This is a genomic window from Lentzea guizhouensis, from assembly GCF_001701025.1.
GTDB lineage: Bacteria > Actinomycetota > Actinomycetes > Mycobacteriales > Pseudonocardiaceae > Lentzea > Lentzea guizhouensis.
The window spans coordinates 3461466-3483004 of the sequence record NZ_CP016793.1 but is presented as its reverse complement, the minus strand read 5'-3'; the positions used below and the strand labels follow the sequence as shown (position 1 = coordinate 3483004).

The window sequence follows — 21539 nt, the reverse complement described above, 5'->3', positions numbered from 1 at the left end:
ACGGCGCAGGTTCAAGTGCTACCAACAGAACGGCCCCCGGAGCCGAAGCTCCGGGGGCCGTTCTCAACTAACGCGTTCAGCGGTAGTCGCGACCGAAGTCGTAGTCGTCCAGCGGCACCGCGGCACCAGTGCCCGTGCCGAAGACGTCCGGGGTGTAGTACCCGTCGTCGTACGAGGGGATGGCGTACGCGGCGGCGCGCGCCTCCTCGGTCGGCTGGACCTGGATGTTGCGGTAGCGGTTGATGCCCGTACCAGCCGGGATCAACTTACCGATGATGACGTTCTCCTTCAGACCGATGAGCTTGTCCGAGCGGCCGTTGATGGCGGCGTCGGTCAGCACGCGGGTCGTCTCCTGGAACGACGCGGCGGAAAGCCACGAGTCCGTTGCCAGCGACGCCTTCGTGATACCCATCAGCACCGGACGACCGGCGGCCGGCTCGCCACCCTCGGCGACGACGGCGCGGTTGCCCGACTCGAAGTCCGCGCGCTCGACGAGCGAGCCCGGGAGGAACTCCGTGGCACCCGAGTCGATGATCGTGACCCGGCGGAGCATCTGCCGGACGATGACCTCGATGTGCTTGTCGTGGATGGCCACACCCTGGGCGCGGTACACCTTCTGCACTTCCTGCACCAGGTGCAGCTGGGCCTCGCGCGGGCCCATGACGCGCAGGACCTCGTGCGGGTCCGGGGTACCTTCCAGCAGCTGCTGGCCGACGGCCACGTGGTCGCCGTCCTGCAGCGGGCCGGTCGCCGTGTTGGCGAGACGCTGACGCTTGGACAGCTTCTCGAACACGATCTCCTCGGAGCCGTCGTCCGGGATCAGCGTGATCTTCCAGAAGCGGTCGCCGTCCTCGATGCGGACGCGGCCGTCGACGTCGGCGATCGGCGCCTTGCCCTTCGGGACGCGGGCCTCGAAGAGCTCCTGGACACGGGGCAGACCGGTCGTGATGTCGTCACCGGCCACACCACCCTGGTGGAACGTGCGCATCGTGAGCTGCGTGCCGGGCTCACCGATCGACTGGGCGGCGACGATGCCGACGGCCTCGCCGACGTCGACCAGCTGGCCGGTGGCCATCGAGCGGCCGTAGCAGGACGCGCACACACCGACCGCGGACTCGCAGGTCAGCACCGAGCGCACCTTCACGCGGAGGATGCCGGCCTCGACCAGCGACGCGAGCGCCGGGTCGCCGAGGTCGTCACCGCGGTTCAGGACCAGGTTGCCCTGGGCGTCGGTGATGTCGTCCGCGACCGTGCGGGCGTAGACCGACGTCTGCGCGAACTCGTGCAGGCCGACCTTGTCGCCCATCTGCTCGCCGACGGTCATCTGCACACCACGGGTGGTGCCGCAGTCGACCTCGCGGATGATGACGTCCTGCGACACGTCCACCAGACGACGGGTCAGGTAACCCGAGTCGGCGGTGCGCAGCGCGGTGTCGGCCAGACCCTTGCGGGCACCGTGCGTCGCGATGAAGTACTCCAGCACCGACAAGCCCTCGCGGAACGAGTTCTTGATCGGGCGCGGGATGTACTCACCCTTCGGGTTGGTGACGAGACCACGCATACCCGCGAGCGAACGGACCTGCGTCATGTTGCCGGCGGCGCCGGACTGCACGATGACGCGGATCGAGTTGTCCTCGGGGAAGTTGTCTTCCATGATCTCGTGGACCTGCTCGGTGGCCTTGGTCCACACCTTGACCAGCTCGGAGTTGCGCTCCTCGTGGGAGAGCTGACCGCGCTGGTAGCGCTTCTCGACGGCGTCCGCGAGGCGCTCGTGCTCCTCGAGGATGTCCTGCTTCGCCGCCGGGACGAGGACGTCCGAGATCGCGACCGTCACGCCGGAGCGGGTGGCCCAGTGGAAACCGGCGTCCTTCAGCTTGTCCAGCGTCCGGGCGACGGTGACCATCGGGTACCGCTCGGCCAGGTCGTTGATGATCACGGCCTGCCGCTTCTTGGGCATGACCTCGTTGATGAAGGCGTAGTCCTGCGGCAGGATCTCGTTGAACAGCACGCGACCCAGCGTGGTCTCCGCGAGCCACGGCTGACCGGGCTCCCAGCCCTCGGGCTCCTGGCCCTTCGGCGGGTTCTTGTCGGAGACGCGGATCTTCACCATCGCCTGCAGGCCCAGGACCTTGCGGTCGAACGCCATCAGGGCCTCGGCGGGCGACGAGTAGAAGTGGCCCTCGCCGATGTCGCCGGCCTTGTGCCGGGTCAGGTGGTACAGGCCCGTCACCATGTCCAGACGCGGCATGGCCAGCGGCTTGCCGGACGCCGGGGACAGGATGTTGTTCGACGACAGCATCAGGACGCGGGCCTCGGCCTGCGCCTCGGCGGACAGCGGCAGGTGGACTGCCATCTGGTCACCGTCGAAGTCGGCGTTGAACGCCTCACAGACCAGCGGGTGCAGCTGGATGGCCTTGCCCTCGACCAGCTGCGGCTCGAAGGCCTGGATGCCGAGGCGGTGCAGCGTAGGAGCACGGTTGAGCAGCACCGGGTGCTCGGTGATGACCTCTTCCAGCACGTCCCACACGGCCGGGCGCGCACGCTCGACCATCCGCTTGGCGGACTTGATGTTCTGCGCGTGGTTGAGGTCCACGAGCCGCTTCATCACGAACGGCTTGAACAGCTCCAGCGCCATCTGCTTGGGCAGACCGCACTGGTGCAGCTTGAGCTGCGGGCCGACCACGATGACCGAACGGCCGGAGTAGTCGACGCGCTTGCCGAGCAGGTTCTGGCGGAACCGGCCCTGCTTGCCCTTCAGCAGGTCGGACAGCGACTTCAGCGGGCGGTTACCGGGACCGGTGACCGGGCGGCCGCGGCGGCCGTTGTCGAACAGCGCGTCGACGGCCTCCTGCAGCATCCGCTTCTCGTTGTTGACGATGATCTCGGGCGCGCCGAGGTCGATCAGTCGCTTGAGGCGGTTGTTGCGGTTGATGACGCGGCGGTACAGGTCGTTCAGGTCGGACGTGGCGAAACGGCCACCGTCGAGCTGCACCATCGGGCGCAGGTCCGGCGGGATGACCGGGACGCAGTCCAGGACCATGCCCTGCGGGTTGTTGCGGGTCGCCTGGAAGGCGGCAACGACCTTGAGGCGCTTGAGCGCACGCAGCTTCTTCTGGCCCTTGCCGCTGCGGATCGTCTCGCGCAGGATGTCGGCCTCGGCGTCGACGTCGTAGTCACCCAGCAGCTTCTGGATGGCCTCCGCGCCCATGGCACCGGTGAAGTAGTCGCCGTAGCGGTCGTACAGCTCGCGGTAGAGCAGCTCGTCCGCGATCAGCTGGGCGCGCTCGAGCTTGGTGAAGGTGGACCAGATCTCGTCGAGGCGGTCCAGCTCGCGCTGGGCGCGGTCGCGGAGCTGGCGCATCTCACGCTCGCCGCCCTCCTTGACCTTGCGGCGCACGTCCGACTTGGCACCCTCGGCCTCGAGCTCGGCCAGGTCGGCCTCGAGCTTCTGGGCGCGGGCCTCCACGTCGGCGTCGCGGCGGTTCTCGACGCGCTTGCGCTCGACCTGCATCTCGCTCTCGAGCGTCGGCAGGTCGTTGTGGCGCAGCTCCGCGTTCACGCCCACGATGACGTAGGCGGCGAAGTAGATGATCTTCTCGAGGTCCTTGGGGGCCAGGTCGAGCAGGTAGCCCAACCGGCTGGGGACGCCCTTGAAGTACCAGATGTGCGTGACCGGAGCGGCGAGCTCGATGTGGCCCATGCGCTCACGACGCACCTTCGCGCGGGTCACCTCGACGCCGCAGCGCTCACAGATGATGCCCTTGAAGCGCACGCGCTTGTACTTGCCGCAGTAGCACTCCCAGTCCCTGGTGGGACCGAAGATCTTCTCGCAGAACAAGCCGTCCTTCTCCGGCTTGAGCGTGCGGTAGTTGATGGTCTCGGGCTTCTTGACCTCGCCAAAAGACCACTGGCGGATGTCGTCCGCGGTCGCGAGACCGATGCGGAGCTCATCGAAGAAGTTGACGTCGAGCACGTCTACTCTCTTCCCCTTTTTAGATCGGTGGCAAAAGGAGCTGGTCGGAAAGGCCAGGGAGCACTACGCGGGAGGCATGGTGCTCCCTGGCCGGCGAGGTGACTAGTTGACGACGTCGTCCACGGAGGGCGACTCGGACCTCGACAGGTTGATGCCGAGGTTCGCGGCCGCGCGCTCCAGGTCCTCGTCGTCGCCGTCGCGCATCTCGATCGCGGCACCGTCCGAAGACAGGACCTCGACGTTGAGGCAGAGCGACTGCAGCTCCTTGAGCAGCACCTTGAAGGACTCCGGGATACCGGGTTCCGGGATGTTCTCGCCCTTGACGATGGCCTCGTAGACCTTCACGCGGCCGAGCACGTCGTCGGACTTGATGGTGAGCAGCTCCTGCAGGGTGTATGCGGCGCCGTACGCCTGCATCGCCCAGCACTCCATCTCACCGAAGCGCTGACCACCGAACTGCGCCTTACCACCCAGCGGCTGCTGCGTGATCATCGAGTACGGGCCGGTCGAACGCGCGTGGATCTTGTCGTCCACCAGGTGCAGCAGCTTCAGGATGTACATGTAGCCGACCGACACCGGGAACGGGTACGGCTCGCCGGAGCGACCGTCGAAGAGCTGCGCCTTGCCGTTCTCCTTGACCATCCGCTCACCGTCGCGGTTCGGGATGGTGGAGCCCAGCAGGCCCGTGATCTCCTCTTCCTTCGCACCGTCGAACACCGGGGTGGCGGTCTTGGTGCCCGGCTCGACGTCCAGCAGGTCCTCGGACAGGTTCTTCGCCCAGTCCGGGTCGCCGTTGATGCTCCAGCCCTGCTTGGCGATCCACCCGAGGTGGGTCTCCAGCACCTGGCCGATGTTCATACGACGCGGCACACCGTGCGTGTTCAGGATGATGTCGACCGGCGTGCCGTCCTCGAGGAACGGCATGTCCTCCACGGGGAGGATCTTGCCGATGACGCCCTTGTTGCCGTGGCGGCCGGCGAGCTTGTCACCGTCCTGGATCTTGCGCTTCTGGGCCACGTAGACGCGCACGAGCTCGTTGACGCCCGGAGGCAGCTCGTCGTCGTCCTCACGCGAGAACACGCGGATGCCGATGACCTTGCCGTACTCGCCGTGCGGCACCTTCAGCGAGGTGTCGCGGACCTCGCGCGCCTTCTCACCGAAGATCGCGCGGAGCAGGCGCTCCTCCGGCGTCAGCTCGGTCTCGCCCTTGGGCGTGACCTTGCCGACGAGGATGTCGCCCGGCTGGACCTCGGCACCGATGCGGATGATGCCGCGCTCGTCCAGGTCGGCCAGGACCTCCTCGGAGACGTTCGGGATGTCCCGGGTGATCTCCTCGGCGCCGAGCTTCGTGTCGCGGGCGTCGATCTCGTGCTCCTCGATGTGGATCGAGGTGAGAACGTCGTCCTGCACGAGGCGCTGCGACAGGATGATCGCGTCCTCGTAGTTGTGGCCCTCCCACGGCATGATCGCCACGAGCAGGTTCTTGCCGAGCGCCATCTCGGCGTTCTCGGTGCACGGACCGTCGGCCAGCACCTGGCCCTGCTCGACCCGGTCGCCCTCGTTGACGATGGGCTTCTGGTTGATGCAGGTGCCCTGGTTCGAGCGGCGGAACTTGTGCAGCGCGTAGGTGTTGCGCGCACCGTCGTCGGCCATGACGGTGATGTAGTCGGCGGAGACCTCCTCGACCACACCGGTCTTCTTCGCGACGACGACGTCACCGGCGTCGACCGCGGCGCGCAGCTCCATGCCGGTGCCGACCAGCGGCGACTCGGAGCGGAGCAGCGGCACGGCCTGGCGCTGCATGTTCGCACCCATCAGGGCGCGGTTGGCGTCGTCGTGCTCGAGGAACGGGATCATGGCGGTCGCGGCCGACACCATCTGGCGCGGCGAGACGTCCATGTAGTCGACGTCGGTCGGGTCGATGAACTCGACCTCGCCGCCCTTCTTGCGGACCAGGACGCGGTCGTCGGTGAAGTTGCCCTCGTCGTCGGTCGGCGAGTTCGCCTGCGCCTTGACGTAGCGGTCTTCCTCGTCCGCGGTCAGGTAGTCGATCTGGTCGGTGACCCGGCCGTCGACGACCTTGCGGTACGGCGTCTCGATGAAGCCGAACGGGTTGACCCGCGCGTAGCTCGAGAGCGAACCGATCAGGCCGATGTTCGGGCCTTCCGGCGTCTCGATCGGGCACATGCGGCCGTAGTGCGACGGGTGGACGTCGCGGACCTCCATGCCGGCCCGCTCACGGGACAGACCACCGGGACCCAGCGCCGACAGGCGGCGCTTGTGGGTCAGACCCGCGAGCGGGTTGGTCTGGTCCATGAACTGCGACAGCTGCGAGGTGCCGAAGAACTCCTTGATCGCCGCCACGACGGGACGGATGTTGATCAGGGTCTGCGGCGTGATGGCCTCGACGTCCTGCGTGGTCATGCGCTCGCGGACGACGCGCTCCATGCGGGACAGACCGACGCGGATCTGGTTCTGGATCAGCTCACCGACCGTGCGCAGGCGACGGTTGCCGAAGTGGTCGATGTCGTCGACCTCGACCGGCACGTCACCACCGGCGGCGGCGTCCATCATCGTCTCACCCGCGTGCAGACGGACGAGGTACTCGATCGTCGTGACGATGTCGTCCTCGGTCAGCACACCGGTGTTGATCTCGGTGTCCAGGCCCAGCTTCTTGTTGATCTTGTAGCGACCAACCTTCGCCAGGTCGTAGCGCTTGTCCTTGAAGAACAGGTTCTCCAGCAGGGCCTGCGCGGACTCCTTCGTGGGCGGCTCGCCCGGACGCAGCTTGCGGTAGATGTCGAGCAACGCCTCGTCGGTACCCGCGGTGTGGTCCTTCTCGAGCGTGGTCAGCAACGTCTCGCTGAACGCGAACCGCTCGCGAATCTGCTCCGTGCTCCAGCCCAGAGCCTTCAACAGCACCGTCACCGGCTGGCGACGCTTGCGGTCGATGCGGACACCGACGGTGTCGCGCTTGTCGACGTCGAACTCCAGCCAGGCACCCCGGGACGGGATGATCTTGACGCTGAAGACGTCCTTGTCCGTCGTCTTGTCGACCGCGGTGTCGTAGTACACACCAGGCGAGCGAACGAGCTGAGAGACAACCACGCGCTCGGTGCCGTTGATGATGAACGTGCCCTTGTCCGTCATCATCGGGAAGTCACCCATGAACACCGTCTGGCTCTTGATCTCGCCAGTGGTGTGGTTGGTGAACTCCGCCGTGACGAACAGCGGTGCCGCGTACGTCATGTCCTTGTCCTTGCACTCCTCGGTCGAGGCCTTGACCTCGTCGAAGCGCGGGTCGGAGAAGGACAGTGACATGGAGCCGGAGAAGTCCTCGATCGGCGAGATCTCGTTGAGGACCTCTTCGAGGCCACCCGTCGGGGTCTCGTCACCGGCGTCGACGCGACGCTGGAACCACGCCTCGTCACCGGTGAGCCATTCGAAGGACTGGATCTGCAGGTCAAGCAGGTTGGGCGTCTGAAGCGGCTCGTGAATCTTCGCGAAGGAAACTCGCTTCGGCGCTCCAGGGATCCCCGACGTGGAGTTGGTCGCAGCAGTGGCCTTGGTCGCGCGAGAGATCGCCAAGATGCGTCCTTCCAGGGACAAATAGCTGGCTAGAGCGAACTAGCACGGCTGTCTAGGGTGCGGCGCTGCTCGACTAATCCACGCTCTCGGCGAAGGGCAAGCGGAAAATGGGCAGCGCAAAGGGGCAGTCTAGCCACGCGCACGGCGACTGTCGAGAGGCACCTGGAAGGACCCTCCTCTTGCTCACCGACAGAGTGACCCTGCATGAGCGCGCAGTCAAGATGTCGAGCGCTTATCCACTCTCTGGATGGAGCGCCGTTCACCGACCGTCATCCAGTTGACCTGCACAAACACGTGTGCGGCCGATTTGGTGGGAAGTTGACGGCCTCGAGCGTTCTTACAGAGCGCCACGAGAAACCGTGTGACCGAGATCACGCGTGTCGGGTCTGGCGGAGGGGGTGTTTGGGGTGCTTCCAAGGCCTTCTCGGAGCCTCGGGGAGGTTGTTGATCTTAGCGGAGGGCCGAGGAGCGTTTGGCACCGACCGGCCGGTGGGTATGTGGCTCCCGGCGAAGGGAACGGGTCCCGGCGGATGGCCGCGACCGGCTCGGCGAAGTGCACGCGGGGAGCTTTCGTACCCCAGGACGGCACGCGGGGTCCCCGCGTGCCCGGTCAGCAGGACTGGAGCTGGCGGTCCTGGTCGGCGGTCGCGCCGAACATCCTCAGGTTGTCGATCTTCCAGCGGCCGCCGTCCTCCACCGCGCCGACCTGCAGCATGGCGGTGCCGCCGCCGGAGGAGTTGTCGGTGGTGCGGGTGGTGACCTGGTCGGCGAAGACCAGGACGGTGGCGCGGCCGTCGCGCAGCGAGGAGACGGCGGAGGAGACCACGCGGACGCTGACCACGAGCTTCTGCTGCGGGGCGATCTCGCGGACCGGGCCGAAGACGGCGTTGTACTGGCACAGCGCCTTGCCGGTGAGCAGCTCCTTGGCCGCCTTCTCGGTGGCGGTGACGTCGGCGAAGTTGTACGAGAACGACTTCTCGACGGCCTCGCGGACCTGGCCGTTCACCGCGGAGGTGGTGGCCGAGTCGACGAGGGCGGCGTCGTAGGTCACGGACCTGGACTTGACCACGAAGAACGCGCCCAGGCCCGCGAACAGCAGCGCCACCACCAGCAACGAGACGGGCAGCACCCAGCCGTCCACGGCGGACCTGGGTCGGGCGACCGGGTCGGCGACGGCGGCACCGGCTTTGCTGTCGGTCTCGGCCTTGCCGTCGGTGCCGGTGCTCGTATCGGTGTCGGTGTCGGCAGCCGCCACGGCCCGCGCCTGGGCCCTGGCCCGGCGCCTCGGGGAGGCCAGCGGCTTCTCGGCTTCCGCGGTCTCGGGAGCCTCAGCTGCCTCGGTCGTCCCGGCTGCCTCGGCAACCACCGCCTCAGACACCTCGCCGGCCTTCTCCGCCACCACAGGCGCCTCACCGGGCCCCGGCTGCACCACCTCTGGCGCCGCCGCCGCTTCGACCGGCTCGGCCGCGGTGCGGCGGTTCAGGCGGCCACGCGCGGGCGGCCACCTGCGGGCGGCGTGGGGATGGGGCGGCGGCGGGAAGGGGGCACGTGCACTCGTCCAATCAACTCTGCCCGAAAACGGAACCGGACCGGGGCTCAGACGCCCGCCCGCAGCGGGCCCAGCTGGCTCAGCTTCCAGCCGTCGTCCGTGCGGGTGAGCTTGGTCAGGTACCGGTTGATCTTGGTGACCTGCTGGCCGCCGTCGGGCGTCACGGTGCTCTCGACCACGGCGATCAGCTCGGCGCTGCCGGCGCGGTCGTCGAGCTCGGAGACGGCGGCGTCGAGGACCTTCGAGGTCGTGACCGACTTGGCGTCCACGAGCTGCTTCTTGCGCGCGTCCTTGTCCTTGTCGATCTCGGCGCGCAGCTCGCCGGTCGAGGAGCTCAGCCAGCGCTGCAGGTCCTCGTCGACCTTGCGGTAGTCGAGCGTCAGGAAGTTCGTGATGCCGACCTCGCCCGCGCGCCTGGCCTCGTCGCGCGCCGAGGCGAACGACGACTCCGCCGAGTTCGCGGCCGCGTACCAGGCCACGCCGAAGTACGCGGCGAAGCCGAAGGTCAGCACCGCGAGGACCGCCGCGACCGCCGTCATCGTCCTGGCCGTGAAGATCCGCACTACTTCTTCCCCTCTGGCAGGCCCAGCAGCTGGCCGAGCGACGTCAGCAGCGGCACCTCCGCAGCGGCCTGGCCCTGCTGCCCGGTCGGCTCCAGGCTCGGCTGGGTGACGGCGGTGCCGACCGGCGTCCCGCCGTACGGAGCGTTCTGCGACCCGCGCACCGACGTGGCACTCCCCGGCGCCAGCGCGCAGTAGGCCTGCGTGTTCAACGGCGCGGGCGAGGTGTCGTTGCCGGGCCGGATCTTGGTGCCCTCGTACCCGACCGTGCACGGCATCGGGTCGAACACGTTCAACGCCAGCCCGAAGTGCGCGGACCCGTCGCCGGGCGCCACGGTGAAGCCACCACCCACGGCGATCGGGTACGTCACGGCGATCTGCTCCAAACCGTCCCGCCGCGTCACCAGGATGTTCGACGTGGTCAGCAGGTTCGCGAACACCACACCGAGGTTCGGCCCGCTCTCCTTCAGCAGCGCCGACACCTGCTCGGACGCCGGCGGCACGGCCACGATCAACCGCCGCAGGTCGCCGTCGGAGGCCTTCAGCTGCTCGGCGATCAACCGCAGGTCACCGCTGAACGACCGGATGGCACCACCGGACGCGGCCTGCGTGGCCAGCACGATCCGCCCGTCCTGCAGCAGCTGCGTGGTCTGCGGCAGGTGCTCGCGCGCCGCGGCCGTGAACGCCGCGGTGTTGTCGATCAGCACCTGCAGGTCGCCCCCGGTGCCGTTGAACGCCGTGTGCAGCTCGTCGACCACGACCTTCAACGAGTCCGTCGGCACCGAGGTGGCGAACGCGTCGAGGTTGGTCAGCAGCCCGTCCACCGGCGGCGGCGTCTTGGTCGCCGACCGCGGGATGACCGATCCGGCCTCCAGGTAGGGCCCGGAGTCCGTCTTCGGCCGCAGGTCCACGTACTGCTCGCCGACCGCCGACCGGTTGGCCACCACGGCCTCGGTCGAGGCCGGCACCCGCGGCGCGTCCGCGTCCAGCTCCAGGTCGACCTCGACGCCGTCGGCGGTGAGCCGCAGCTGCCCGACCCGGCCGATCGTGACACCGCGGTAGGTGACCTCGGCGTTGGAGAAGATGCCACCGGAGTCGGCGAGCTGCATCGTCACGACCGTCGACGACGCCCGGAAGAGCCCCACGTAGTTGGCGCTGACGTACGACACGCCCAGCAGCGCGACCAGCACGAACGCCACGACCTTGAGCTTGGTCCCCCGCGTGATCACTTGCGCCCACCTCCCAGCAGGCCGCCGAGGATGTCACCGAGACCCGACCCGGTGCCCTGGCCGACGCCGGGCAGTGGAAGGTTCGGCAGCGGCAGCGGAGTGCCCTGGCTCGGCGGCAGGATTCCCTCGAGCGGGGTCTGCCGCGACCGGCCCAGGTTGTCGAGGACGTTGCCCAGGTTGAGGTCCAGGTCGATGAACGCGTTGGTGTAGTCGCCCTTGATGCCGTCGACCGCCGCGTCCGGGAACGGGTAGGTCAGCAGCAGCTCCAGCGACTTCGGCAGGTTCTGCCCCGACTCGGCGAGCTTGGTCAGCGTCGGCTGCAACGCCTTCAGGCTGGCCACGATGTCGTCGCGGCTGCGGTTCACCGTGTCGACCGCGACGTCGGAGAGCCTGGTCAACGACTGCAGCAACGTCACCAGCTGCGTGCGCTGCTCGGCCAGCACCTTCAGGCCCGGCTCCAGGTCGGTCAGCGCCACGGAGATCTTGTCCCGCTGCTGCGCCAGCGTGCCGGCGAGCCGGTTCATCGAGTCGAGCGCGCGGACGATCTCCGCCTTGTGCTCGTCCAGCTCCCCGACGAACGTGTCGAGGTTGCCGAGCAGCGCCTTGATCTCCTGCTCGTTGCCCTCGAAGGTGGCGTTGAGCTCCTTGGTGATGTTCTGCAGCTGCGCGACACCACCGCCGTTGAGCAGCATCGACAACGCGCCGAAGACCTCTTCGACCTCGGGGTTGCGGTTGGTCCGCTCGATCGGGATGGTCGCGTTGTCCGCGAGCTTGCCCGCCGACGCCTGTGTTTGATCATTTCTGGGAGGCTTGCCCAGCTCCACGAACTTCTCACCGAGCAACGCCGACTGGCGCAGGTTCGCGTACGCGTTGGCCGGGAGCTGCACGTCGCCGTTGACGAGCAGCGTGACCTCGGCGGTCCAGCCGTCGGGGGCGAGGTCGATCCGCTCCACCCGGCCGACCGGCACGTCGTTGACCTTTACGCCGGCCTGCGGCACCAGGTCCAGCACGTCCTTGAACCGCGCCTTCACCCGGTAAGGGTGATCGCCCACGTCCGCACCACCGGGCAGCGGCAAGTTGTAGACGCCGTCGAAGCCGCCCGAGCCGCAGCCCGAAACCAGCACCAGCGCCGTGAGACCCAGGAGGAGCTTCTTCACCGGGGCACCCCCGCGAGCGGCAGGGGCAGCGGCAGCTTGCCCGCGTTCAGGTCTCCGAGCACCTCGGCGGGCGACTTCAACGGGATCGCGCCGCTCAGCAACGGCTCCAGCTGCCGGCAGGTCTGCGCCAGGATCGGCGGCACGTTGTTCGGCGTCGCCTGCTGCACCAGCTTGCAGATCAGCACGATCGGCGGCTGGTTGAGCTCGTTGATGTTCGCGCGGGTGTCGAGCGTGCCGGACGCCGCGTTGTAGGAGTTCTGCAGGTTGCCCAGCGCCAGCGGGGCCACGTCCAGCGTCTCGGCGAGCGCCGCCCGCTGGTTCACGAGCACCTGCGTGATCGACGCGAGCTTGTCCACGTTGGACTTCAGCCCGGCGCGGTTGTCCTTGATGAACCCCTGCACCTGGCCCAGCGCGGTGGCCAGCTCGCTCAGCGCGGCACCGAGGTCACCGCGTTCGTCGGCCAGCAGCTTCGAGACGTCCGCGAGCTGCCGGTTGAGGTCCCGCACCTGGCTGTCGTTGGCGGCCAGCATCGCGGTGAACTTCTGCAGGTTGTCCACGGTCGCGAAGAGGTCCTCCTTGGACCCGGACAGCGTGCGCGTGGCCTGGCCGAGGTTCTTCAGCGTGTCGTTGAGCGCCTGGCCGTTGCCCTCGAGGTTCTTCGCCGCCGAGTTCAGCAGGTCCGCCAACGCGCCGTCGGCGTTCGCGCCGTTGGGTCCCAGCGCGGTCGTGAGCTTGTCCAGCGACGAGTACAGCTCGACCGGTGTCGCGGTGCGCTCGCGCGGGATCACAGCGTTGTCGGCCATCGTCGGCCCGCCGGTGTAGGCGGGCGAGAGCTGCACGTACCGGTCGCTGACCACGCTCGGCGAGACCACGACGGCCTGCGCGTTCTCCGGCACCCGCACGTCGCGGTCGACGGTGAACACGACCTTCACGGTCTTGCCCTCCGGCGTGACCTCGTCGATGGTGCCGACCTTCACGCCGAGCACCCGCACGTCACCGCCGGGGTAGACGCCGACGGCCGCGGCGAAGTGCGCGGTCACCTTGCGCCCGTTCATGCCGTTGAAGATCCACCACAGCGCGCCGGTCAGCACGAGCGCGAGCACGCACGCGATCGCGATGAACCGGCCGGCCTTGCTGTTCACCACCGTCGTCATCGCTGCACCCCCGGAGGCAGGCAGCCTTCCTCGTTGAACCCGACGACGCCGAGGTTCACCGAGGGCGGCAGCAGACCGCAGATGTAGGTGTCGAACCAGCGCCCGTTGCCCAGGGTGTTCGCGAACACCCGGTAGAACGGCGCCATCAGCGCCAGGCTGCGGTCGAGGTTCTCCTGGTTGCGCTCCAGGATCGTGGTGACCCTGTTCAGCTGGTCCAGCGCCGGCTTGAGCTGGTTCTGGTTGTCCGTGACCAGTCCGGACAGCTCGCGCGCCAGGTCACGGGTGCCGCTGAGCACCGCGCTGATGGCCTCCCGCCGCTTGCGCAGCTCGCCCAGCAGCAGGTTGCCGTCGGCGAGCAGCTTCTCGAACTCGGCGTTGCGGTCGGCCAGCGTCTTCGTCAGCTGCCGGGTGTTGTCCAGCAGCTTCGCCAGCTGCTCGTCGCGCGAGGAGATCGTCTTCGACAACGCGGACAGCCCGTCCAGCGCGCCGCGGACGTGCTCCGGCGAGTTCTTGAACGTCTCCGACAGCACGGTGAAGCTGTCCGCGAGCTGCTTGGTGTCGATCTGGCCGACGGTCGTCGCGAGCCCGTTGAACGCCTCGTTCACGTCGTACGGCGCGAGCGTGCGTTCCTTCGGGATCGGGTCGCCGGGTGAGAGGGGCTGCGAGCCCTGCGGGTCGAGCGCCACGAACTTCTGGCCCAGCAACGTCTTGATGCGGATCATCGCGGTCGTCCGGTCGCCCACCCAGGCGTCCTTGACCTTGAACGTCACCCGCACCCGGTCGCCGTTCAGCTTGACCTTGGTGACCTTGCCGACCTTCACGCCGGCGACGCGGACCTCGTTGCCCGGCACCAGCCCGGCGGCCTCGCTGAAGTCGGCCGCGTAGCTCGTGCCACCGCCCACGATCGGCAGGTCGTCGGAGTAGAACGCCGCCAGGAGCAGCAGCCCGATCAACGTCAGGCTGATCGCGCCGGTGGCGATGGGGTTGCGCTGTTTCATCGGCGGCACCTCTGCTGTGTCACCGGCAACGCCGTGATCGGGATGGGATTGGTGATGACCGGCGGCACGGCGATCTGGCCGCTGGCCTCGCACAGGTAGAAGTTGAACCACGAGCCGTAGGTCGCGGTCCTGGTGATCGTCTCCAGCTTGTTCGGCATCCGCTGGAGCACGCCCTCGACGAGCGCCTCGTTGTCCCCCAGCGTCTTCGAGACGATGCCGAGCTGCGCGATGTCGTTGCGCAACGGCTCACGGCCCTGCTCCAGCAGGCCCGCGGTCGCGTTGGTCAGGTCGCCGAGCGCGGTGATCGCCTCACCGATCGGCTGGCGGTCCTGCGCGAGCCCGGAGACCAGCTGCTGCAACGTGATCACGAGGTTGTTCAGGTCGTCGCCGCGCGAGTTCACGGTGTCCAGCGCGAGGTTGAGGTTGTCGACGACCTCGCCGATCACCTTGTCCTTGCCGGCGAGCGTGCTGGTCAGCGACGCCGTGTGCTGCAGCAGGCTGTCGATCGTGCCGCCCTCTCCCTGCAGCACCTGGATGATCTCGAACGACAGCTTGTTCACGTCCTCCGGCGACAGCGCCTGGAAGAGCGGCTTGAAGCCGTTGAACAGCACCGTCAGGTCGAGCGCGGCCTTCGTGCGCTCCAACGGGATCGTGCCGCCCTCGGGCAGCACCGCGTTGGTGTCACCGGTGCCCGACTCGAGCGCGATGTACCGCTGGCCGACCAGGTTGCGGTACTTGATGGTCGCGGTCACCGCCTCCGGCAGCTCGCGGTCGCCGTCGATCGAGAACGTCACCTCGGCGGTCTTGCGGTCGACGACCTGGATCTCGTCGACCTGCCCGACCCGGACGCCGGCGATGCGGACGTCGTCGCCCTCGTTGAGCGCGGTGACGTCGGTGAACCGCGCCTTGTACCCGGTGGCGCCGGCCAGGTTCACGTTGGCGATGGTGACCGCGAGCAGGGTCGTGGCGAGGATGGTGACCACGGCGAACGTGATCAGCTTCAGCAGCGGGGCGAGCACGCCTTTCACTTGACCGTCACCTCCGTCCCGCGCACGAGCGGCCCGAGCAGCAGGCTCGACCAGCCGGGCATCTCCTGCGGGTCGACGCCCATCCGCGGCCCGAACAGCGCCGCGACCAGCCTGGCCTCCTCCGGTGAGTTCGCGAGGTTCAGCGCACCGGCCGACGACGGCGTGGTCGCGTTGCCCGCGGTGGCCGGCGGCAGGATCCCGTCGTTCGCCACGCGCGCGGGCGGCGGCGAGCTGGAGCCGTCCTTGACCGGGCCCTCCGGCGGGTACTGCGGGAACGGGTCCGGCCGCGGGATCAGGTCGTAGCACCGGGGCCCGCGCTTGTCGGCGTACTCGGGCTCGTCGAGGTTCGGCTTGTACTTGCCGCGGTTGTTGGTGATCTCCAGCGTGATGTGCAGGCCCGGTTCGTTGGTGCCCACGCCGAACGCCTTGTCGATGACCGGCTTGAACTCCGCGAGCCCCTTGAGCAGGCACGGGTACTCGGGCGCGTACTTCGCGAGCAGCTCGAGCGTCGGGCGGCCGGTGCCGGCGAGCTGGATGATGTTGTTCTTGTTGACCGCCAGGAAGCTCGTGAGGTCCTGCGAGCCGGTGGTCAGCGAGCCGTAGACCGCGAGCAGGTTGTCCCGCTGGTCGACGACGGTCTTGGTCGTCGTGGTCATGTCGTTGAGCGCCTGCAGCAGGTCCGGCGCGGCGTCGGAGTAGACGTTCGCGACGTCGGCGAGCTTGGTGATGTTCTCCTTGAGCGCGGGCAGCTGCGGGTTGAGCTCGCCGAGGTAGGAGTTCAGCGACACCAGCGTCTCCCCGAGCGGCTTGCCGCGGCCGTCGAGCGCCTGCGACAACGCGGTGAGCGTGGTGGCGAGCTTCTCCGGCTGGATCGCCTGCAGCACCGGCATCAGGTTGTTCAGCACGCGTTCGAGCTCGATCGCGCTGCTGGTGCGGTCCTGCTCGATGACCGCGCCCTCCCTGATCGCGGTGCCCTTCTGCGGCGGCAGCACGAGGTTCACGTACCGCTCGCCGAACAACGTCTTGGGCAGCAGGCGCGCGCTGACGTTGGCGGGGATCTGCTCGACCTTGTCCGGCAGCAGCGCGAGCTCCAGCTCGGCACCGTCACCGGTGGTGCGGATGGCCTTCACCGAACCGACGATCAGCCCGCGCACCTTGACGTCGCTCGCGGTCAGCAGCTGGTTGCCGATGTGGTCGGTCTTGAGCGTGACCTTCACGTAGTCGCCGAAGGCGTCCTTGTAGAGCGCCACCGTGAGCGAGAGGAACATCGCGATCGCCAGGAGGAACGCGATGCCGAGAACCCGTTTCCTCATCCGGCGATCCTCACCGTCGTCGTCGCACCCCAGATCGCGAGGCTCAGGAAGAAGTCGAGCAGCGCCGTCGTGACGATCGCGGTCCGCACCGCGCGCCCGACCGCCACCCCGACCCCGGCCGGCCCGCCCGAGGCGCGGTAGCCGTAGTAGCAGTGGGTCATGATGATCACGACCGCGAAGACCAGCACCTTGCCGAACGACCAGAGCACGTCGACCGGCGGTAGGAACAGGTTGAAGTAGTGGTCGTACGTGCCCGCCGACTGCCCGTAGAACTCCACGGTGATCGTGCGCGCCGCCAGGTAGCTCGTCAGCAGGCCGATCACGTACAGCGGGATGATCGCGACGAACCCGGCGATGATCCGCGTGGTGACCAGGAACGGCAGGCTCGGGATGCCCATGACCTCGAGCGCGTCGATCTCCTCGGAGATCCGCATGGCGCCGAGCTGCGCGGTGAACCCGGACCCGACGGTGGCGGACAGCGCCAGCCCCGCCACCAACGGCGCGATCTCCCGCGTGTTGAAGTAGGCGCTCACGAAGCCGGCGAACGCGGACGTGCCGATCTGGTTGAGGGCCGTGAAGCCCTGCAGACCCACGACCGTGCCCGTGAACACGCTCAGGCCGACCATCACGCCGATCGTGCCGCCGATGACCGCCAGCGCACCGGAACCGAAGCTCACCTCGGCCAGCAGCCGCAGCGTCTCCTTCGAGTACCGCTTGAGCGCACGCGGCGTCCACGCCAGCGCCTTGACGTAGAACGTCAGCTGGTCGCCGAACCCGTCCAGGGTGGACAGCACCTTGTTCGCCATCAGCTCCCCTTCGCGGGCACGACCTGCAGGTAGATCGTGGTGAGGACGAAGTTGACGAAGAACAGCAGCAGGAACGTGATGACCACGGCCTGGTTGACCGCGTCACCCACGCCCTTCGGCCCGCCGGCCGGGTTGAGCCCCCGGTAGGCGGCCACGATCCCGGCGATGAACCCGAAGATCAGCGCCTTGAGCTCGCTGATCCACAGGTCCGGCAGCTGGGCCAGCGCGCTGAAGCTCGCCAGGTACGCACCGGGCGTGCCGTCCTGCATGATCACGTTGAAGAAGTAGCCACCGAGCACGCCGACGACGCTGACCATGCCGTTGAGCAGCACCGCGACCAGCATCGTGGCGAGCACCCTCGGCACCACCAGCCGGTGGATCGGGCTGACGCCCAGCACTTCCATGGCGTCGATCTCTTCCCGGATCTTGCGGCTGCCCAGGTCCGCACAGATCGCGGACCCACCCGCCCCCGCGATCAGCAACGCCGTCACGATCGGACTGGCCTGCTGGATGATCGCGAGCACGCTGGCCGCACCCGTGAAGCTCTGCGCACCGATCTGCCGGGTGAGGCTGCCCAGCTGCAGCGCGATGACCGCACCGAACGGAATGCTGACCAGCGCCGTGGGCAACACCGTCACGCTGACGATGAACCAGCTCTGCTGGATGAACTCCTTCAGCTGGAACGGCCGCCGGAACGACGTCCGCACGACGTCGATGCCCAGCTGGCACAGCTTCCCGGTCTCCCGCAGCGCACCAGCGCCGGGAAAGGTCTGCGTCGTCACAGCACACCGCCGGTCCGCGGCCACGGGCTGGGCGTCGGAGCGGCCACCGGCACTCCGGCGCGCACGCCGTACCGCACCTGCTCCTCGCTGGTCAGGCTCTCGATGATCCCCTGCTGCGCCTCGTGCGGCAGCTGGTGGATGATCGACATGACCCGGTCCTTCCTCCGCCGCACCGCATCCCGGTACGGCAACCCCGGCGTCGGCTCCAACTGCGGCACGACCCCGCGCATGTCCTCGTCCGGCGACCCGTCCGAGTGCCCGGCGTCCGCATGCGCCTGCTCGGCGGCCATGGTGGCCTGGTCCTTCTCCTCGGACATGCCGATCGGCCCGAGCCGCCGCCCGTTCAGGAACTGCTCCACCACCGGCTCGTCGCTGGTCAGCAACACCTCGCGCGGCCCGAACATGACGAGCTCCCGCCGGAACAACATCCCCAGGTTGTCCGGCACGGTCCGAGCGATGTTGATGTTGTGCGTGACGATCAGGATGGTCGCGTCGATCTGCGCGTTCAAATCGATCAGCAACTGGCTCAGGTACGCCGTCCTGACCGGGTCCAACCCCGAGTCCGGCTCGTCGCACAGGATGATCTCGGGATCGAGCACCAGCGCCCGCGCCAGCCCGGCCCGCTTGCGCATACCACCGGAGATCTCACCGGGGAGCTTCTTCTCCGCACCGACGAGCCCGACCATCTCCATCTTCTCGAGGACGATCCGCCGCACCTCGGCCTCCGTCTTGCGGGTGTGCTCCCGCAGCGGAAAGGCGATGTTGTCGTACAGGTTCATCGACCCGAACAACGCACCGTCCTGGAACAGCACGCCGAACATCTTCCGGATCTCGTAGAGCTTGTGCTCCGAACACCGCACCAGGTCCGTGCCGTTGATGACGATCTTCCCGCGCTCCGGCTTGAGCAGCCCGACCAGCGACTTCAGGAACACGCTCTTGCCGGTACCCGACGGCCCGAGCATCACGCTGACCTCACCCGGCGGCAACGTGAGCGTGACGTCCTGCCAGATGGTCTGCTTGCCGAAGGACTTGGTCAGACCCTCGACGACCACCTCGACGCCCATCCGCACCTCCGCCGCACACGCCCCGACGACGCCAAGGGATCGGCGTCACACCTGGGCAACGAGTTCGTTCGCGGCAGGTTACTCACCAGTTGGCCTAACACCGGTTGCGTTCGGATAACAGCACTGAGCGTGACCTCGCAAAACGGTCACCACCGCCTAGACCGCTCCCCAACAACCAGAACCAGGCACGTGGCACACCTCACACCCGCCCGCTTCCCGCCCTGTTCGAAAGTCACGCGGGAGTCCTGCGTTTCCCTGTGAGGAACGCAGGGCCCCTGTGTGGCTTTCGAACGGCCGGGTGTGGACAGCAAAACGGGCGTGCACCCCCGTTGTGGGTGCACGCCCGTTTCAAGCGGCTGAACGCCAAGCCCCCGCAGGGGCCCAGATCACTTGAGGGTGATCTTGGCGCCCGCAGCCTCGAGCTTCTCCTTGGCGGCGTCCGCGACGTCCTTCGCGACACCCTCGAGGATCGCCTTCGGAGCGGACTCGACCAGCTCCTTGGCCTCCTTCAGGCCCAGGCCCGAGACGACCTCGCGGACGACCTTGATGACCTGGATCTTCTTGTCGCCGGCCGACTCGAGGACGACGTTGAAGTCCGTCTGCTCCTCGACCTCGGCAGCGCCACCGGCGGCGGGGCCGGCAGCAGCGGCAACGGCGACCGGAGCCGCGGCGGTGACCTCGAAGGTCTCCTCGAACTGCTTCACGAACGCCGACAGCTCCAGGAGGGTCATCTCCTTGAACGCGTCGAGCAGCTCTTCGGTGCTGAGCTTCGCCATGATCGGCGGTCCTTTCTAATCTCCCGCGCGAAAGCGCCGGGCGTGTCTTCGGGTGATCAGCTTTCGGCGGGAGCGTCGGCTTCGGCGGCGGGAGCCGACTCGGCCTTCTTCTCCTGCAGGGCAGCAGCCAGGCGAGCGACCTGGGAAGCCGGGGCGTTGAACAGACCCGCGGCCTTGGCCAGGTTGCCCTTCATCGCGCCCGCGAGCTTCGCGAGCAGCACCTCACGGCTTTCGAGGTCCGCGATAGCGGTGACCTCGTCGACCGAGAGCGAGCGGCCATCCATGTAGCCGCCCTTGATGACCAGGGCCTTGTTGTCCTTCGCGAAGTCGCGGATCGCCTTGGCGGCGTCGACGGGCTCGCCCTCGACGAACGCGATGGCGGTCGGACCGGACAGGAGAGCCTCGAGGCCCTCGACTCCGGCGTCCGCGGCAGCCAGCTTGACCAGCGTGTTCTTCGCGACGGTGTACTTGGTGCCCGCGCCGAGAGCGCGACGCAGCGTGGTGAGCTGCGCCATGGAGAGGCCACGGTACTCGGTGACAACCGCTGCCGAGCTGCTGCGGAACTGCTCCGCGAGCTCAGCGACCGCCGTAACCTTCGTGGGCTTCGCCATGATCGCCTCCTCTCTGGGCTGGGTTAGACCGCCGGCCGAGAAGGCTCCGAAACAACAGAAACGCCCACGCGCACAAGCAGCACGGGGCGTCACAAGAAGCTTTGCCTCGTCCTCCCTGCGCGGGCCGCCCGTGTTGCAACGGGGCCTTCGTTCTCCTCGCGGAGAAAACCAGCGGTCTTCGGTAGAACCACGAAAAGACTACTCGACTGTGTCGGGCCACTCCAAATCGGCATGATGTGACCTGTGACGGACGAGCCCGGCAAGGACATCGCCCCTCGGCAGCCCCCGCAGCCGCCGCAGCCCCCGATGGACCCGGAACAGCTCAGGCAGTTCCAGGAGTTCCAGCGCTTCCAGGAGTTCCAGCGCTACCAGGAGGCGACCGGCCAGGCGCCGCAGCCGCCGAAGGGGCCGGGCAACCGCCTGCGGTGGCTGCTGTTCGTGCTCGGCAGCGCCCTGTTCTGGCGCATCCTGACGTTCCTCGTCGTGCTCGGCTCGGCGATCTGGGCCTACAACCACTTCTTCGGCACCGACGACCCCGGCGACATCGCCCAGGACAGCGGCGGCGTGACCGGCGCGGCTCAGGGCCTGTCGGCACCGGCCGGTCTGCAGGGCACCGTCGGCATGTTCTACAAGCACGTCTCGTTCGCCGACACGACCCGCGCCTGCACGCTGATCCTGCGCGACGACACCCGCCAGAAGTTCGCGAACGCCTACGGCGCAAGCGATTGCGGAGCCGCGGTCAAGGAACTGAAGTCGCAGGTCACCAGCGTCGACAAGTACCAGCAGGTGTTGTTCCCGCCGGACATGCTGAAGACCCCGGCCTCCACCAAGGTCACCATCGACTCCTGCGCGCTGACCGTCGAGGGCGGCCCGCGACTGGGCACGTTCGTCGTCGAGAAGGTCGGCTCCGGCTGGGTGATCACCGACTGGTCGCCCAGCACCTGTGGTTGA

Annotated in this window: 16 protein-coding genes; 1 reads left to right on the top strand and 15 read right to left on the bottom strand. The window is 67.9% G+C overall.

What is annotated here, in order from left to right:
* Window positions 1-76 precede the first annotated feature (76 nt).
* The 15 genes from BBK82_RS17480 to rplJ form a co-directional block, all read right to left on the bottom strand.
* The gene (locus BBK82_RS17480) at window positions 77-3973 is read right to left on the bottom strand and encodes a DNA-directed RNA polymerase subunit beta' (protein ID WP_065915959.1); all 3897 of its coding nucleotides are present in this window, start codon (window positions 3971-3973) and stop codon (window positions 77-79) included.
* Window positions 3974-4075: 102 nt separating this feature from the next.
* Window positions 4076-7561, bottom strand: a complete 3486-nt coding sequence (rpoB, locus tag BBK82_RS17475) for a DNA-directed RNA polymerase subunit beta (RefSeq protein ID WP_065915958.1) — start codon at window positions 7559-7561, stop codon at window positions 4076-4078.
* A gap of 610 nt (window positions 7562-8171) precedes the next feature.
* A complete protein-coding gene (locus tag BBK82_RS17470; protein ID WP_154697362.1) occupies window positions 8172-8990 on the bottom strand; it encodes a hypothetical protein in 819 nt (272 codons plus the stop codon).
* A gap of 167 nt (window positions 8991-9157) precedes the next feature.
* Window positions 9158-9673 (bottom strand): nuclear transport factor 2 family protein, encoded by a 516-nt coding sequence (locus BBK82_RS17465; protein WP_083268005.1) that lies wholly within the window; start codon window positions 9671-9673, stop codon window positions 9158-9160.
* Window positions 9673-10899, bottom strand: coding sequence for an MCE family protein (locus BBK82_RS17460; RefSeq protein ID WP_065915956.1), 1227 nt, complete (start codon window positions 10897-10899; stop codon window positions 9673-9675). The genes BBK82_RS17465 and BBK82_RS17460 overlap by 1 nt, the downstream gene beginning before the upstream one ends.
* Entirely contained in the window at window positions 10896-12056 is a 1161-nt protein-coding gene (locus tag BBK82_RS17455) for an MCE family protein (RefSeq protein ID WP_065915955.1), read from the bottom strand. The genes BBK82_RS17460 and BBK82_RS17455 overlap by 4 nt, the downstream gene beginning before the upstream one ends.
* Window positions 12053-13210 (bottom strand): MCE family protein, encoded by a 1158-nt coding sequence (locus BBK82_RS17450; RefSeq protein WP_065915954.1) that lies wholly within the window; start codon window positions 13208-13210, stop codon window positions 12053-12055. Before BBK82_RS17450 ends, BBK82_RS17455 begins: the two co-directional genes overlap by 4 nt.
* On the bottom strand, window positions 13207-14208 hold the full coding sequence (locus tag BBK82_RS17445; protein WP_065921148.1) for an MCE family protein: 1002 nt from the start codon (window positions 14206-14208) through the stop codon (window positions 13207-13209). Before BBK82_RS17445 ends, BBK82_RS17450 begins: the two co-directional genes overlap by 4 nt.
* A complete protein-coding gene (locus tag BBK82_RS17440) occupies window positions 14205-15236 on the bottom strand; it encodes an MCE family protein (RefSeq protein ID WP_065915953.1) in 1032 nt (343 codons plus the stop codon). The genes BBK82_RS17445 and BBK82_RS17440 overlap by 4 nt, the downstream gene beginning before the upstream one ends.
* Window positions 15233-16549, bottom strand: coding sequence for an MCE family protein (locus BBK82_RS17435; protein ID WP_065915952.1), 1317 nt, complete (start codon window positions 16547-16549; stop codon window positions 15233-15235). The genes BBK82_RS17440 and BBK82_RS17435 overlap by 4 nt, the downstream gene beginning before the upstream one ends.
* On the bottom strand, window positions 16546-17355 hold the full coding sequence (locus tag BBK82_RS17430; protein WP_065915951.1) for an MlaE family ABC transporter permease: 810 nt from the start codon (window positions 17353-17355) through the stop codon (window positions 16546-16548). Before BBK82_RS17430 ends, BBK82_RS17435 begins: the two co-directional genes overlap by 4 nt.
* Window positions 17355-18137, bottom strand: a complete 783-nt coding sequence (locus tag BBK82_RS17425; protein WP_065915950.1) for an MlaE family ABC transporter permease — start codon at window positions 18135-18137, stop codon at window positions 17355-17357. The genes BBK82_RS17430 and BBK82_RS17425 overlap by 1 nt, the downstream gene beginning before the upstream one ends.
* Window positions 18134-19201, bottom strand: a complete 1068-nt coding sequence (locus BBK82_RS17420) for an ABC transporter ATP-binding protein (RefSeq protein ID WP_065915949.1) — start codon at window positions 19199-19201, stop codon at window positions 18134-18136. Before BBK82_RS17420 ends, BBK82_RS17425 begins: the two co-directional genes overlap by 4 nt.
* 386 nt (window positions 19202-19587) lie before the next feature.
* Window positions 19588-19977, bottom strand: a complete 390-nt coding sequence (gene rplL, locus BBK82_RS17415) for a 50S ribosomal protein L7/L12 (RefSeq protein WP_065915948.1) — start codon at window positions 19975-19977, stop codon at window positions 19588-19590.
* Between the two features lie 56 nt (window positions 19978-20033).
* On the bottom strand, window positions 20034-20588 hold the full coding sequence (gene rplJ / locus BBK82_RS17410; protein WP_065915947.1) for a 50S ribosomal protein L10: 555 nt from the start codon (window positions 20586-20588) through the stop codon (window positions 20034-20036).
* 243 nt (window positions 20589-20831) lie between these two features.
* Here rplJ and BBK82_RS17405 point away from each other — a divergent pair, with 243 nt between their 5' ends.
* A complete protein-coding gene (locus tag BBK82_RS17405) occupies window positions 20832-21539 on the top strand; it encodes a hypothetical protein (protein WP_065915946.1) in 708 nt (235 codons plus the stop codon).